The sequence below is a fragment of the Rhizobium sp. AG207R genome (genome assembly GCF_027109195.1).
Classification (GTDB): Bacteria; Pseudomonadota; Alphaproteobacteria; order Rhizobiales; family Rhizobiaceae; genus Rhizobium; species Rhizobium dioscoreae.
This window is the reverse complement of the sequence record NZ_JAEPVT010000015.1, coordinates 57,468-73,008: the sequence shown is the minus strand read 5'-3', so window position 1 is coordinate 73,008 and position 15,541 is coordinate 57,468. Positions and strand designations below refer to the sequence as shown.

Here is a 15,541-nt window from a genome sequence, read left to right as displayed (position 1 = left end):
GCCCCCTGGCTCAACCTACGCCGCATCCGCCTTGTTCTGCCTGTTAGCGATCAGATCGTCGACGACAGCAGGATCGGCGAGCGTCGAAGTATCGCCAAGCGCGCCAAAATCATCTTCGGCGATCTTGCGCAGGATGCGGCGCATGATCTTGCCGGAGCGTGTTTTCGGCAGGCCAGGGGTAAACTGGATCTTGTCCGGTGAGGCGATCGGGCCGATTTCGGCGCGGACATGCTTTATCAGTTCCTGTCGCAGCGCTTCAGTGCCTTCCATCCCGACCATCAGCGTGACGTAGCAATAGATGCCCTGGCCCTTGATGGAATGCGGATAGCCGACGACGGCTGCCTCCGAGACATGCTTGTGCGACACCAGCGCTGATTCCACCTCTGCCGTGCCGAGACGGTGGCCAGAGACGTTGAGCACGTCGTCGACGCGGCCGGTGATCCAGTAATAGCCGTCCTCGTCGCGACGGCAGCCGTCGCCCGTGAAGTACTTGCCCTTGTAGGTGGAGAAATAGGTCTGGATGAAGCGCTCGTGGTCGCCATAGACGGTGCGCATCTGGCCGGGCCAGCTGTCGGCGATGACGAGATTGCCGTCGGCCGCCCCTTCCAGCACGTTGCCTTCATTGTCGACCAGCTGCGGCTGCACGCCGAAGAAGGGCAGCGTCGCCGAACCGGCCTTCAGATCGGTCGCGCCCGGAAGCGGTGTGATCATGTGGCCGCCCGTTTCCGTCTGCCACCACGTATCGACGATCGGGCAGCGGCTGTCGCCGACCACCTTGTAATACCATTCCCATGCTTCGGGATTGATAGGCTCGCCGACGGTGCCGAGGATGCGCAGGCTGGAGCGCGAGGCCCGCTTGACGAAATGGTCGCCGGCGCCCATCAGCGAACGGATCGCTGTCGGCGCAGTATAGAAGATATTGACCTTGTGCTTGTCGATCACATCCCAGAAACGGCCCTGGTCCGGATAGTTCGGCACACCTTCGAACATCAGCGAAGTCGCCGCATTGGCGAGCGGCCCGTAGACGATATAGGAATGGCCGGTCACCCAGCCGACATCCGCCGTGCACCAGTAGATATCGCCGGGGTGATAGTCGAACACATATTCATGCGTCATCGCCGCATAGACGAGATAGCCGGCCGTCGTGTGCAGCACGCCCTTCGGCTTGCCCGTGGAACCTGACGTGTAAAGGATGAAGAGCGGGTCTTCCGCCTTCATCTTTGCCGGCGGGCACTCCGCCTTCACCTTGGCGGTTTCCTCGTGATACCAGACATCGCGGCCGGGCTCCCAAGCAACCTTGCCGCCGGTGCGCCGCACGGCGATGACGGTCTTGACCGCGACCTTCTGCTTGGCGGCGATCTGAATGGCCTTATCGGTGTTTTCCTTCAGCGGGATGGACTTGCCGCCGCGGACACCTTCATCGCAGGTGATGACGACGGTCGAGGCGCAATCGACTATACGGCCGGCGAGCGCTTCCGGCGAGAAGCCGCCGAAGACGACCGAATGCACTGCGCCGATACGGGCACAGGCCAGCATCGCATAGGCGGCTTCCGGGATCATCGGCATGTAGATGGTGACGCGGTCGCCCTTCTTGACGCCGTGCTTCTTCAGCACATTCGCCAGCCGGCAGACCTGCTCGTAGAGCTCGTTATAAGTGATCTTCTTGTCGATATAGGGGTTGTCGCCTTCCCAGATGAAGGCGACGCGATCGCCATGCTTCTTCAGATGCCGGTCAATGCAATTATAGGAAACGTTGGTGACGCCATCCTCGAACCACTTGATCGAGACCTTGCCGGTAAAGGACGTATTCTTGACCTTGGTATAGGGCTTGAACCAGTCGATGCGCTTGCCGTGCTTGCCCCAGAACTTGTCGGGATCCTCGACGCTCTGCTCATACCATTTCTGGTACTTCGCCTTGTCGATCAGGGCGCGCGCCTTGACCGGTTTCGTCACGGGATGGATCTTCTCCGACATTGTTTCCTCCTCAAATCCTCGCACGCCGATTTTGTAACCGCGAGTGCTCTTTCCGCGCAATAAATAGCAGGTCAAACTACGACAGCAATTGGACAAAGTGCATTTCATGCGCAAAGAATTGCAATTCCGCGACACTATCGCTATATAGGGCCGTATTTCCCGGACAATGTGGTGTTACACCCCGGACCGCGACACCGGCGCGGACTGACAGAAGGACTATATCCATGGCTCAACAATTGCTCATGCCGAAGGCAACCGCCATCTGGCTTGTCGACAATACGGCCTTGTCATTCGACCAGATCGCGCAGTTCTGCAAGCTGCATCCGCTCGAAGTGAAGGCCATTGCCGATGGCGAAGCAGCGCAGGGCATCAAGGGCCTCGACCCGATCTCGACCGGCCAGCTGACCCGCGATGAAATCGCCCGTGCTGAAGCCAACCCGAACCATAAGCTGAAGCTTTCCGAGCCAAAGGTTCGCGTGCCGGAATCCAAGCGCCGCGGCCCGCGTTACACGCCGGTCTCCAAGCGTCAGGACCGTCCGAACGCTATCCTCTGGCTGGTGCGCAATCATCCTGAACTGAAGGATGCGCAGATTTCACGCCTCGTCGGCACCACCAAGTCGACCATCGAGCAGATTCGCGACCGCACGCACTGGAACTCGGCCAACCTGACGCCGATGGATCCGGTCACGCTCGGCCTCTGCAGCCAGATCGACCTCGACATGGAAGTCGAAAAGGCATCAAAGGGCCGTCCGCTGCCGACCGCCGCCGAACTCGGCGCAACCCTGCAGCCGGCTCAGGAAACCGAAAAGCTCGGCTTCAGCTACGATCGCGAAGAAGAGAAGGAAAAGGAAATCGACGCCGACGCTGTTTTCGCCAAGCTGAAGTCGCTGAAGTCGACCAGCCGCGACGACGAGGACGACGATCAGTTCTGAGATCCGGCATAGCGGATAAGAATGCAAAGCCCCGTCCAAACCGGGGCTTTTTTTTGTTTGTCGGAGAGCATTGTAGACGTCGTCTCCCAGCAGGCGTTGAGAGGACAATTCCATGATTGCCATCTCCAGGCACTGAGGGATTCCGTCAAATCTCCAATCCGGGCCAGTCCTGTGCTCCACACACCAAGGCCTTCCGCACCTTTTGTTTTCGGCAGAACTACCGCGCCCCAAAAATCGCCGAGCCGACCCGGACGCTTGTCGCGCCGAAAGCGACGGCGATTTCGTAGTCGCTGGACATGCCCATGGAGAGCTTTTCGACACCGGCCTGCTTGGCAAGCTTGGCCAGCAGGGCAAAATGCGGCCCCGGATTTTCCTCCGCCGGCGGAATGCACATCAGGCCCTCGATCGAAAGCCGAAGCTCCTTGCGGCACAGCTCGACGAAAGCGAGGGTATCATCGGGCGCGAGCCCGGCCTTTTGCGGTTCTAACCCGGTGTTGACCTGCACATAAAGCCTCAGTGTCTTGCCCTGCCGCTTCATCTCGTCGGCGACAGCGCGCGCGATCTTTTCCCGGTCGATGGTCTCGATGACATCGAACAGCGCCACCGCATCTGCGGCCTTGTTCGATTGCAGCGGCCCGATCAGATGCAGCTCGATCCCGGGCGTCTCCGCCTTCAATTCCGGCCACTTGCCCTGGCTTTCCTGCACGCGGTTTTCGCCGAACACGCGCTGGCCGGCCGAAATGGCGGGCCGGATCTGATCGGCAGCGAACGTCTTGGAAACGGCAACGAGCTGCACCGAGCCGGGAGCTCGGCCGGCCTGACGCTCGGCGGCTGCGATATGGGAACGGACTTCGTTCAGGCGCTCTTGAAGTTCCATCTTTTCGCCTCGATATTTGGCTTGCTTCTCAAACTTTGCAGTAATGAGGCTCGCAGGCTTTGCCAAGGGCGAATGCACCCGAATCCGGCTTTGCTTTGCAAGATAAGGCACTTGCTGCACCTGCTAAACTTGACGCTTGGGTGGTTTCGTGGTGAAGGTCACGCCTTAATCCCCATGATTTTCCGGAATACAAGAACAGATGACTAGCGAACGTTATAATCCGCGCGACGCCGAGCCCCGCTGGCAGGAAAAATGGAACGAAGAAAAGGTCTTCGTGACAGACAATGCCGATCCGCGTGAGAAGTACTACGTTCTAGAAATGTTTCCCTATCCGTCAGGCCGCATCCACATGGGCCATGTGCGCAACTACGCCATGGGCGATGTCGTTGCGCGCTACAAGCGTGCCCGCGGCTATAACGTGCTGCATCCGATGGGCTGGGACGCCTTCGGCATGCCGGCGGAAAACGCAGCGCGCGACAACAAGGTGCATCCGAAGGAATGGACCTACCAGAACATCGCCTCGATGCGCACCCAGCTGAAGGCCATGGGCCTGTCGCTGGACTGGAGCCGCGAGTTCGCGACCTGCGATGTCGATTATTATCATCGCCAGCAGATGCTCTTCATCGACATGATGGAAAAGGGCCTGGTCTACCGCAAGAAGTCCAAGGTCAACTGGGACCCGGTCGATAACACCGTTCTCGCCAATGAGCAGGTCATCGACGGGCGCGGCTGGCGTTCCGGCGCGCTCGTCGAGCAGCGCGAGCTGACGCAGTGGTTCTTCAAGATCACCGAGTTCAGCCAGGAACTGCTGGATGCCCTGGATACGCTGGATCATTGGCCGGAAAAAGTGCGGCTGATGCAAAAGAACTGGATCGGCCGCTCCGAGGGCTTGACCGTTCGCTGGGAAATTGTGCCGGAAACAGCTCCCAATAGCGATCGCGAAATCACCGTCTACACGACCCGTCCGGATACGCTGTTCGGCGCCTCCTTCCTGGCGATCTCGGCCGACCATCCGCTCGCCAAGGAAGCGGCGGCCAAGGATCCGGCCATCGAGGCCTTCTGCGAGGAATGCCGTCGCGCTGGCACCTCGCTGGCAGCCCTGGAGACGGCCGAGAAGAAGGGTATGGACACCGGCATCCGCGTCCGCCACCCCTTCGACCCATCCTGGGAACTGCCCGTCTACATCGCCAATTTCGTGCTGATGGACTATGGCACGGGCGCCATCTTCGGCTGCCCGTCCGGCGACCAGCGCGATCTGGATTTCGCCCGCAAGTACGGCTTGCCGGTCGTTCCCGTCGTCATGCCTGCCGATGGCGATGCGGCGAGCTTCACCGTCGGCGATGTCGCGTATGACGGCGACGGCGTGATGATCAATTCCCGTTTCCTCGACGGCATGAGCACCGACGAAGCCTTCGAAACCGTAGCAACGAAGCTCTCCGAGACCAGCCTCGGCAATGCACCGCAGGCCGAGCGCAAGGTGAATTTCCGCCTGCGCGACTGGGGCATCTCCCGTCAACGCTATTGGGGCTGCCCGATCCCGGTTATCCACTGCGATGATTGCGGCGTGCTGCCGGTGCCGAAGAAGGATCTGCCGGTCAGGCTGCCCGACGACGTGACCTTCGATCAGCCGGGCAACCCGCTCGATCGCCACGCGACTTGGCGGCATGTCGCCTGTCCGCAATGCGGCAAGGACGCCCGTCGTGAAACCGACACGATGGACACCTTCGTCGATTCGAGCTGGTATTTCGCGCGCTTCACCGCCCCCTGGGAAAGCCAGCCGACGGATCCCAAGGCCGCCAATCATTGGCTGCCTGTCGACCAGTATATCGGCGGCATCGAGCACGCGATCCTGCACCTGCTCTATTCGCGCTTCTTTACCCGCGCCATGCGCGAGACCGGACATCTTGACGTGAAAGAACCCTTCAAGGGCCTGTTCACGCAGGGCATGGTCGTGCACGAAACCTATAGCCGCGGAAGCGGCCTCACGCGCGAATGGGTGTCCCCAGCCGATATCAAGATCGAGGAAGTGGACGGCCAGCGCCGCGCGACCCTGCTGTCGACGGGCGAGGACATCGCCATCGGCTCGATCGAAAAGATGTCGAAATCGAAGAAGAATGTCGTCGATCCCGACGATATCATCGCCTCCTATGGTGCCGATACGGCACGCTTCTTCGTACTCTCCGATTCGCCGCCCGATCGCGACGTCATCTGGTCGGAAGCTGGTGTCGAGGGCGCGCATCGTTTCACGCAGCGCATGTGGCGTCTGGTGTCCGAAGCCGCCGACGCCCTGAAAGCGGCCGAATCGACTCCGGCTAAGGAAGGCGAGGCACTGGCGATTTCGCAGATAGCCCATCGCACGCTGAAGGCCGTTCAGGGTGATTACGACAAGCTCGCCTTCAACAAGGCCGTGGCGCGCATCTATGAATTCGTCAATGCGCTGGCGGCACCGCTGACGAAAGTGGCCGCCGGCCAGGCGGATGGCGCCTATCGTTCTGCCGTCCGCGAAGCCGTCGAGATCCTGATTGCTTTGGTTGCACCGATCACGCCTCACCTGGCCGAGGAATGTTCGGCCGCCCTCGGCAACACGCATATGGTCGCGACTAGCCCATGGCCGGTCTATGACGAAGCTCTCGTCATCGAGAACGAGATCATCTATCCCGTTCAGATCAATGGCAAGAAGCGCGCTGAATTGACAATCGCGCGCGATGCAGATCAGAATGCCGTGCAGCAAGCCGTGCTCGCCCTGGATGCCGTTACGAGCGCATTGAATGGTCAGGCGCCAAAGAAGATCATCGTCGTTCCACAGAGGATCGTAAACATTGTCGTCTGATAGTCTTTTCAAATTCGCCCGCATCGCCGGCGTTGCGTCTCTTGTGGCCGTTGCCAGCCTTCTGTCGGCCTGCCAGGTTCGGCCGCTCTATGCCGTCAGCACTGGCGTCACGCAGAAGCTGTCGGAGGTTTCCTTCTCCGACGTTGGCTCGCGCGTCGGTCTCCAGGTGCGCAATCAGCTGATCTTCATTGCGGGGCGTGGCGCAGGCGAGACCAAGACGCCGAAATACAATGTCGATCTGAGCGTCAGCTCCGGTACTGGCGGTGTGCTTTATCTTCCGTCTTCGAGCACGTCGGCCGCAGGCCGCACGACTGTGACCGTCTCGTTCACATTGAGGGAGATCGGCACCGGCAAGGTCATCAAGTCCGGCAGCCGTTCGGTGACGTCGCTGGTCGATTTCCCCACGCAGGAATTCGCCAAGCAGCGCGCAATTCGTGATTCGGAAGACCGTGCTGCCCGCGAAGTCTCCGAGATGGTCGCAGCCGATATCGCTGCCGCACTCAGCCGCTGATAAAGAGCGCGGCATGGCAGAGATCAAGTCTCACGAATTTGATGGATTCCTGCAAAACGCCGCGCGCAATTATCGGGTCTTCGTAATCTACGGCCCGGATCGCGGCCTCGTTTCCGAACGTGCCGCACAGATTGCCGCCAGGACCGGCGTCGATCTCAATGATGCCTTTTCCCTCATCAAACTCGATGTCGGTGACCTGCAGAACGATGCGGGTCGCCTGCTCGACGAAGTCAACGCCATCGGTTTGTTCGGCGGCGAAAAGCTCGTCTGGATTCGCGGCGCCGCCAATGAAAAAGCATTGGTCGATTCGCTGCAGATCATTGCCGAAAGCCCGCCGGAGGCAAGCTTCGTCATCATTGAAGCCGGCGATCTGAAGAAGGGCGCAGGTCTGCGCAAAGTGGCGGAACCGACGCGCTCGGTCGCAACCATTCCCTGCTATGCCGACGATGCCAGAGCGCTGAATGGTCTGATCGATACGGAACTGGCAAATGAAGGGTTGCGCATCGCCCCCGCAGCCCGTCAGGCATTACTCGAGCTTCTGGGCGGCGACCGGATCGCCTCTCGAAACGAGGTGCGCAAACTGGCGCTTTACTGCCGCGGGCAGGGCACAATCGAAGAGAACCATGTCATGGAGATCATCGGCGATGCCAGCGCGATTTCCACTGACGATGCCGTCGATACCATCTTGAAGGGGGATTCCGAGGCCTTTCTGCATGCCATGCAAAAGATCGCCTCCTCCAAAACTCCGATGTTTCTCGTGCTGCAGAGCTGCCTGCGGCAATTTCAGATGCTCGATACGATGCGAGCCGAAATGGATGAAAAGCGCGTTGCCCCGGCACAGGTCATGCAGACACATGGGCGCCATCTGCATTTCAGGCGTAAGCCGATCATTGAACAGGCCCTCAAGACCTGGTCGGGCCCTGCGATCGCCCGCGAGATGAACAGGCTGCAATCCGCCATTCTCCAGACACGCCAGCGTGCGAGCCTCGAAGACACAATCGCAACACAAACCCTGCTTGCGACAACATTGCAGTCGGCACGCAGAGCCTGATGTTTCACGGGAAACGGACTTGGACAGGCATCCGCCATCCGGACGCCGCAGCAGCCTATCCAATTGTTTTTACAGGACTATAGTAACCTTCCGCACAATTGTGGAGAAGCAAACAGCGGGAACCATTTGACGTTCCATACAGAGCAGAGCCGTCTTAGCGGCGCTCCAGAAGCCGGCAAATTTCCTCGAGTTGTTCCAGCGTCTTATAGCTGATCTTCACCTGGCCACCATTGCCGCGATGATTGATGGAAACATCGAGACCTAGCGTGTCAGACAGCGTACGCTCGAGCGCCAGCGTATCGGAATCCTTCTCATCCCTGCGTACGCCAGCGGGGCGGGGGTCGTTCTGAGCCTTGATGTCATTTTGCGCGAGACGTTCGGCATCGCGAACTGACAAGCCCTTGGAAACAACAGTTCGCGCCAGCGCGGTCGGATCGGAGGTCGAAACGAGAGCGCGGGCATGGCCGGCGGAAAGCGAGCCTGCGGCAAGCATATCGCGTACCGGGTCAGGAAGCTTCAACAGACGCAGAGAGTTGGCGACATGGCTGCGGCTCTTGCCGATGATTTCGCCAAGATCGTTTTGTGTATAGCCGTGTTCTGCGATCAGTTGCTCGTAACCGAGCGCCTCTTCCAAAGGATTGAGGTCCGCGCGTTGCACATTCTCGACAATGGCGATCTCAAGCGCGGTCTTATCATCGACGTCGCGAACGATCACTGGAATTTCGATCAGACCCGCAAGCTGTGCCGCTCGCCAGCGCCGTTCACCGGCAATGATCTCATAGCGATCGGAAGAAATGGTGCGGACCACGACCGGCTGCACGATGCCGTGCTGGCGAATGGAGCTGGCGAGATCATGCAGCTCGGTCTCGTCGAAATAGCGGCGAGGATTACGTGGATTGCGGCTGATGAATTCGATCGGCACCAGGCGATCGGGATTGACCGCCGGTCTGCCGGCATCCACGGGCGTCGGCTGATCCATCTCCCCGATGAGAGCCGCCAGTCCGCGCCCGAGACGCCGCTTCGAAAGATCATCATTCATCGCCGATACTCACTCTGGAACAAATACTACGTCATATCAGGCGGCAGCTTTTCGCTGCCGCTCTCTTTGGATTACTTCCGAAGCGAGCTGCAGATAGGCCTGGCTGCCCGCGCACTTCAGGTCGTAAAGAATGGCGGGCTTGCCGTAGGACGGCGCCTCGGACACGCGGACGTTGCGTGGAATCAACGTATGGTAGACCTTCTCGCCAAGATGAGTCCGTACATCGGTGACAACCTGCTGCGCTAGATTGTTGCGGGAATCGAACATGGTCAAGACGATTCCCTGGATATCGAGGGACGGGTTGACCGTGCGCCTTACCTGATCGACCGTCTCCAGCAGCTGGCTAAGGCCTTCCAGGGCGAAAAATTCGCACTGTAAAGGCACCAAAACAGAATGCGCCGCGGCCATTGCATTCATCGTCAGAAGGTTAAAGGAAGGCGGGCAGTCCACCAGAATATAGGAAAAGGCGAGGGCATCCGACGCATTCAGCGCGCGCCGCAGCTTGAAAACGCGGTCCGGTTGCTGCGCGATCTCCATCTCAACACCAAGCAGATCCATGGTCGATGGCACGATGAAGAGATTCGGAACGGCCGTCTCCTGAACCGTATCCATGATCCCGTGGCTACCCACCAATAGATCGTAGGAAGACAGCTTGCGGTCACGCCGCTCGATGCCCAACCCCGTGCTGGCATTGCCTTGGGGATCGAGATCGACAATCAGGACGCGCTCACCAATGGCGGCAAGAGCTGTCGCCAGATTGATCGCGGTCGTGGTCTTGCCGACGCCGCCCTTTTGATTTGCGATGGTAATAATCCGGTTTCGCTCGCCGATCATCTGCCGCACATCCAATTATGGTTAAATCAGGCGCCGAAGGCGACTAAGCTCCAGAATGACGGAATCTCGCTCAACGACACTCTGATGTTTTACCAGATCGAATTGCCAACGACCACGGGCTTTCTGCAGCTCGCGTTCGTAATCCCGGCCTTTGTGCAGGAAGAGGCGCAGATTTTCGTTGCGCTCGAGCCAGGGGGCTGCGTAGTCCAGCAAGATTTCGAGCTCCGCAAGAGCCCGCGCTGAGATAACGTCGCAGGCCTGGATCGCTGCCGGTGCCTCTTCGATGCGAATGGCATGAACAGCGCCCCGGGCCGCGCATTCCCGCAGGCAGACACGCAGAAAAGCAGCTTTTTTCTGATTGCTTTCAACCAGATCGACGTGCCCCGCACCTTTTTCCGCCAACAGGATTGCCGTTATCACACCGGGAAATCCACCACCACTCCCCAAATCTACCCAATGATCCGTTGTCGGATGCAGCTGGAAAATCTGCGCACTATCCGCGATGTGACGGCGCCAGAGATCGTCAATCGTGGATGGCGCAACAAGATTGATGGTCTTCGCCCATTTCTGGAAAAGCTGCGCAAAATGCTGCAGCCGTTCCTGTGTTTCACGTGAAACACGTACACCGTTCAGTTCCATGCCATGGACTCTCTAACCTTGTAGTATTGTCAGGAAACGAGCTTCTGTTCTTCCGACACGCTCATTTTCCTCAGATAAGCCAATAACAAAGAAATAGCCGCCGGCGTCATACCGTCGATTCGCGAGGCCTGGGAGATATTCTTCGGCCGGGCTGCTTCCAGCTTCTGTTTCAGCTCATTGGACAATCCTGAAAGAACCGAAAAATCAAATTCCGCCGGAATGACGCGCTCTTCTTCCCTGCGGGCCTGAACGATATCGGCTGTCTGGCGATCCATATAGACGGCATAAGCCGCCTCGATCTCGATGGCCTCGGCTATGTTACCCTCGATGGACTGCAATTCCGGCCATAGCCGCGACAGGTTCTCTACGGATTGACCAGGATGAGAAAGAAGCTCATAGGCCGAACGCCGCTGACCGTCCTTGTTAAGATGCATACCTGCCTTTTCGGCTTCGTTCGGTGTTACCGTCAGACTTCTCAGCTGGTCACGCGCCTGTTCAAGCCTCTTTACATATTGCCCGAAACGCGCTGCACGGCTGAAACCGACGCAGCCCAAGGCCAGTCCGACGGGCGTAAGACGGACGTCAGCATTGTCAGCGCGGAGCGACAAGCGATATTCCGCACGGGACGTGAACATACGATACGGCTCCGCCACACCCCGAGAGGTCAAATCGTCGATCATCACACCGATATAGGATTCCGTTCGGCTGAACTCGATGGCTTTGCCACCGCTGGCGAGACGCGCGGCATTCAGCCCGGCGACGAGACCTTGAGCTCCAGCTTCCTCATAGCCCGTCGTGCCGTTGATCTGGCCCGCTAGGAAAAGTCCCGGAATCTTTTCCACTTCGAGGGACAGCTTCAATTCGCGCGGATCGACGTGGTCATACTCGATGGCATAGGCGTGCTGGAGAATACGGACTCGTTCCAGACCCGGAATGGTCTTGATAAATTCATCCTGAACATCCTCGGGCAGGGAGGTCGATATGCCGTTTGGATAGACCGTGCTATCATCCAATCCCTCCGGCTCAAGGAAGATTTGATGACCGTCGCGTTCGCCGAATTTGACGATCTTGTCTTCGATCGAGGGGCAATAGCGTGGTCCGACGCCTTCAATCTGACCAGAATACATTGCTGAACGCTTCAGGTTTTCAGCAATGATCCTGTGGGTTTCGGACGTGGTTCGGGTTACCCCGCATTCGATCTGAGGATTCACGATGGAATCGGTCATGAAAGAGAAGGGTGTTGGATCTTCGTCCGCCCCCTGACGTCCGACGGAATTCCAATCGATGGTCGTTCCGTCAAGGCGAGCAGGCGTTCCAGTTTTCAATCGCCCCAGAGCAAGGCCGTGTCGCAGCAATGTGGCAGAAAGCCCAAGCGACGGCTCTTCGCCAACACGGCCCGCCGGGATCTTCTTGTCGCCGATATGAATGAGACCGCGGAGAAAAGTGCCTGTGGTCAGAACAACAGCTCCGCAGCGAATGGCTCGCCCGTCCTTCAGGATCACCGCGGACACCCTGCCGTGCTCGAAGGTAAGATCGAAAGCATCGCCCTCGATAACATCAAGATTATCAATTGCGCCGATTTCCGCCTGCATGGCTAGACGATAGAGCTTGCGGTCCGCCTGAGTGCGCGGACCGCGTACGGCGGGACCCTTCTTGCGGTTGAGCATACGGAACTGGATGCCGGCAGCATCCGCAACACGACCCATTAAACCGTCGAGAGCGTCAATTTCCCGGACCAGGTGGCCTTTGCCGAGACCGCCAATGGCGGGATTGCAGGACATCACACCGATCGTGTCGCGCTTATGTGTTATCAATGCCGTGCGCGCACCGAGGCGTGCGGCCGCAGCTGCAGCCTCGCTGCCCGCATGGCCGCCACCCACAACGATCACATCATACGCTTTATCGAACATCATCAGGTCCTCGGTCGTGCCGCTTGTTTGGCACACCAATTTCAGGAGTCAAGAAGGTTTCACGTGAAACGTCTAGCGAGAGTATATGACTCTCTGTTTCACGTGAATCATTTTCCTATGCAGAATTCTGAGAAGATCACGTCCAGCAAATCTTCCACATCGACGCGGCCGGTGATGCGTCCGAGGCTTGTGGCCGCCCGTCTTAGGTATTCGGCTCTGATATCCAGGCCGCGATCTTCCGAACCTAGCGCAGCCTCAATTGCATCAAGGCTCTCTGCAAGTAGGGTGCGATGACGCAGTCGACTCGGCAAAGCGAGCGATAGCGCCCCAGAACGGGCCTGCAGATCCTGCCGCAGAAGGTTATGCAATTCCGCCAGGCCTGAGCCGGTGGTCGAGGAGATCAGCAAATCATATTGATTGGTTTTCCCGGCGCGAATATCGGCTTTCGTACCGACAGTCAGGACCTTGCCGGTAAAACCCGGAAAACTCCGCTGTGCCTCACCGCCAATCTCGGCCAGAGACAGAACAAGGTCCGCATCCGCAACCGTCCGCAGTGCCCGACGAATGCCCTCACGCTCCACCACCTCATCCGTATCCCGCAACCCAGCCGTATCATAAAGCTTGACGGCATACCCTTCTATATTCAGATCGACATGTAATACGTCACGGGTCGTGCCGGCGATATCGGTGACGATCGCCACCTCGCGCTTTGCCAAGGCATTCATGAGACTGGACTTGCCAGCATTTGGCGCGCCTGCAATGACCACCTTCAAGCCATCCCGGATGATCTCGCCGAGATCGGCGCCTGCGAGATGGTCGGAAATTTCAAGACGCAGCCGCTTCATCTCGGCCCATACCATATCGGAGACCGAACCAGGCACATCGTCTTCATCGGCGAAATCGAGTTCCGCCTCGATCAGGGCGCGTGCCCGGGTCAGCCTGTCGGCCCAACCGTTATAGAGATCCGACAGCCCGCCGGCCGCATGCTCCAGCGCAAGCCGGCGCTGCATCTCCGTTTCCGCGCCAATGAGATCGGCAAGGCCTTCCACCTCTACCAGATCCATCTTTCCATTCTCGAGTGCGCGCCGCGAAAACTCACCATGTTCCGCCATTCGGCAAGGCCCGAAGGTCGAGAGCTCTTCCAGAAGCACGTTCACCACAGCTTTACCGCCGTGGACATGAATCTCAACGCAATCTTCGCCCGTAAAAGAGGCTGGACCAGGAAAAATCAGGACAATGCCGCGGTCTATCACCAGACCGTTACGAGTCCGAATCGTTCTCAGCGCGGCCTGCCTCGGCTGCGGCAGCGTACCGGCAAGGGATTCGGCAACACGGAGCGCCTGACTTCCGCTGATACGGATCACAGCAACGCCGGCCGGTAGACCGCCGCTGGACAAAGCATAGATCGTCTCATTCATCGTCAACATAAGATTGATCCGCATCCGAATCGATTGTCGAGCGACCCTTGAACCCGACTTCCGATCCCACAAAACAAAATCGGGCTGCAATTCGCAGCCCGATCATAACAGCATGGAAGCACCGCTGAAGCGGCAATATAACGAATCCGGCTAAGGATTACGTATTCATCGAATCGAAGAAATCCGGGTTGTTCTTTGTCTGCTTGAGCTTGTCGATCAGGAACTCGATCGCGTCGGTCGTGCCCATCGGCGCGAGGATACGGCGAAGAACGAAGATCTTCTGCAGATCCTGGCGCGGCACCAGCAGGTCTTCCTTACGCGTACCGGACTTGAGGATATCCATCGCGGGGAAGATGCGCTTATCGGCAACCTTGCGGTCAAGCACGATTTCCGAGTTACCGGTGCCCTTGAATTCTTCGAAGATCACTTCGTCCATACGGCTGCCGGTATCGATCAGGGCCGTCGCAATGATGGTCAGCGAGCCGCCTTCTTCGATGTTACGCGCAGCACCGAAGAAGCGCTTCGGGCGCTGCAGGGCATTGGCGTCGACACCGCCGGTCAGAACCTTACCGGAAGAGGGGACCACGGTGTTATAGGCGCGGCCAAGGCGGGTGATCGAATCGAGCAGGATGACGACATCACGGCCATGCTCGACCAGGCGCTTGGCCTTCTCGATGACCATTTCGGCAACCTGGACGTGGCGCACGGCCGGCTCGTCGAAGGTCGACGAGATGACTTCGCCGCGCACGGAGCGCTGCATATCAGTCACTTCTTCCGGACGCTCGTCAATCAGGAGAACGATCAGGTAGCAGTCCGGATGATTGGCGGTAATGGAATGGGCGATATTCTGCAGCAGGACGGTTTTGCCCGTACGCGGCGGTGCGACGATCAGGCCGCGCTGGCCCTTGCCGAGCGGCGCCACGAGATCGATCACGCGGGGCGAAAGATCCTTCGAAGTGGGAACGTCGAGTTCCATACGGAAACGCTCGTTCGGATAGAGCGGCGTCAGATTGTCAAAGTGAACCTTGTGACGGATCTTTTCGGGATCATCAAAATTGATGGTGTTGACTTTCAGCAGCGCGAAATAGCGCTCGCCTTCCTTCGGTCCGCGGATCGGTCCCTCGACCGTATCGCCCGTCTTCAAGGAGAAGCGGCGGATCTGGGAGGGGGAAATATAGATGTCGTCCGGACCGGGAAGATAGTTTGCGTTAGCGGAACGCAAGAAACCGAAGCCATCCTGCAGAACCTCGACGACGCCCTCGCCGATGATTTCTACGTCCTGGCTCGCCAGTACCTTCAGGATCGCAAACATCAATTCCTGTTTGCGCATCGTGCTGGCGTTTTCCACCTCGAGCGATTCGGCAAAGGCCAGAAGATCGGTCGGGGATTTATTTTTCAGTTCCTGAAGCTTCATTTCAGCCATGAAGGGAATTACTCATTTTTTAGGAGGGGAAAGGCAATGTTGTTCGTATTCAGAACCGCGATAGGGGCGCTCGCGGGCGACAGAATGGATACATGCCACGAAG

12 protein-coding genes are annotated in these 15,541 nt (G+C 58.5%); 4 read left to right on the top strand and 8 right to left on the bottom strand.

Features of this window, described 5'->3' with window-relative positions; genetic code table 11:
* Positions 1-15 precede the first annotated feature (15 nt).
* Positions 16-1,974, bottom strand: coding sequence for an acetate--CoA ligase (acs, locus tag JJQ51_RS29185; RefSeq protein WP_113389667.1), 1,959 nt, complete (start codon positions 1,972-1,974; stop codon positions 16-18).
* Positions 1,975-2,198: 224 nt separating this feature from the next.
* Between acs and JJQ51_RS29180 the strand changes: the two genes are divergently transcribed.
* Positions 2,199-2,906 carry a DUF1013 domain-containing protein gene (locus JJQ51_RS29180; RefSeq protein ID WP_095433387.1) on the top strand — a complete coding sequence of 236 codons (708 nt, stop codon included), beginning with the start codon at positions 2,199-2,201 and terminating at the stop codon, positions 2,904-2,906.
* Between the two features lie 217 nt (positions 2,907-3,123).
* Here JJQ51_RS29180 and JJQ51_RS29175 read toward each other — a convergent pair whose 3' ends face one another.
* The gene (locus JJQ51_RS29175) at positions 3,124-3,783 is read right to left on the bottom strand and encodes a YggS family pyridoxal phosphate-dependent enzyme (RefSeq protein ID WP_113352909.1); all 660 of its coding nucleotides are present in this window, start codon (positions 3,781-3,783) and stop codon (positions 3,124-3,126) included.
* A gap of 199 nt (positions 3,784-3,982) precedes the next feature.
* On the opposite strand from JJQ51_RS29175, the gene leuS reads away from it, so the two are divergent.
* From leuS to holA, 3 genes are read left to right on the top strand one after another with little or no spacing between them, the layout of a single operon-like run.
* A complete protein-coding gene (gene leuS, locus JJQ51_RS29170; RefSeq protein ID WP_113389666.1) occupies positions 3,983-6,613 on the top strand; it encodes a leucine--tRNA ligase in 2,631 nt (876 codons plus the stop codon).
* Positions 6,603-7,124: an LPS assembly lipoprotein LptE gene (gene lptE / locus JJQ51_RS29165; RefSeq protein WP_113352848.1), complete on the top strand. Its 522-nt coding sequence runs from the start codon at positions 6,603-6,605 to the stop codon at positions 7,122-7,124. Before leuS ends, lptE begins: the two co-directional genes overlap by 11 nt.
* A gap of 13 nt (positions 7,125-7,137) precedes the next feature.
* Positions 7,138-8,175 (top strand): DNA polymerase III subunit delta, encoded by a 1,038-nt coding sequence (holA, locus tag JJQ51_RS29160; protein ID WP_269245598.1) that lies wholly within the window; start codon positions 7,138-7,140, stop codon positions 8,173-8,175.
* 154 nt (positions 8,176-8,329) lie between these two features.
* Here the strand turns inward: holA and JJQ51_RS29155 are convergent, their stop codons facing one another.
* The 6 genes from JJQ51_RS29155 to rho all read right to left on the bottom strand — a co-directional run bounded on the left by JJQ51_RS29155 (position 8,330) and on the right by rho (position 15,438).
* A complete protein-coding gene (locus JJQ51_RS29155; protein ID WP_113352850.1) occupies positions 8,330-9,214 on the bottom strand; it encodes a ParB/RepB/Spo0J family partition protein in 885 nt (294 codons plus the stop codon).
* Positions 9,215-9,250: 36 nt separating this feature from the next.
* Positions 9,251-10,048, bottom strand: a complete 798-nt coding sequence (locus JJQ51_RS29150; RefSeq protein WP_075853352.1) for a ParA family protein — start codon at positions 10,046-10,048, stop codon at positions 9,251-9,253.
* A 21-nt stretch (positions 10,049-10,069) separates the two neighbouring features.
* The gene (gene rsmG / locus JJQ51_RS29145) at positions 10,070-10,687 is read right to left on the bottom strand and encodes a 16S rRNA (guanine(527)-N(7))-methyltransferase RsmG (RefSeq protein WP_113389664.1); all 618 of its coding nucleotides are present in this window, start codon (positions 10,685-10,687) and stop codon (positions 10,070-10,072) included.
* A gap of 29 nt (positions 10,688-10,716) precedes the next feature.
* Positions 10,717-12,597, bottom strand: a complete 1,881-nt coding sequence (gene mnmG, locus JJQ51_RS29140; protein WP_113395817.1) for a tRNA uridine-5-carboxymethylaminomethyl(34) synthesis enzyme MnmG — start codon at positions 12,595-12,597, stop codon at positions 10,717-10,719.
* A 107-nt stretch (positions 12,598-12,704) separates the two neighbouring features.
* Positions 12,705-14,024, bottom strand: a complete 1,320-nt coding sequence (mnmE, locus tag JJQ51_RS29135; protein ID WP_269245597.1) for a tRNA uridine-5-carboxymethylaminomethyl(34) synthesis GTPase MnmE — start codon at positions 14,022-14,024, stop codon at positions 12,705-12,707.
* Between the two features lie 148 nt (positions 14,025-14,172).
* On the bottom strand, positions 14,173-15,438 hold the full coding sequence (gene rho, locus JJQ51_RS29130; RefSeq protein ID WP_004127423.1) for a transcription termination factor Rho: 1,266 nt from the start codon (positions 15,436-15,438) through the stop codon (positions 14,173-14,175).
* Between the last annotated feature and the right edge of the window lie 103 nt (positions 15,439-15,541).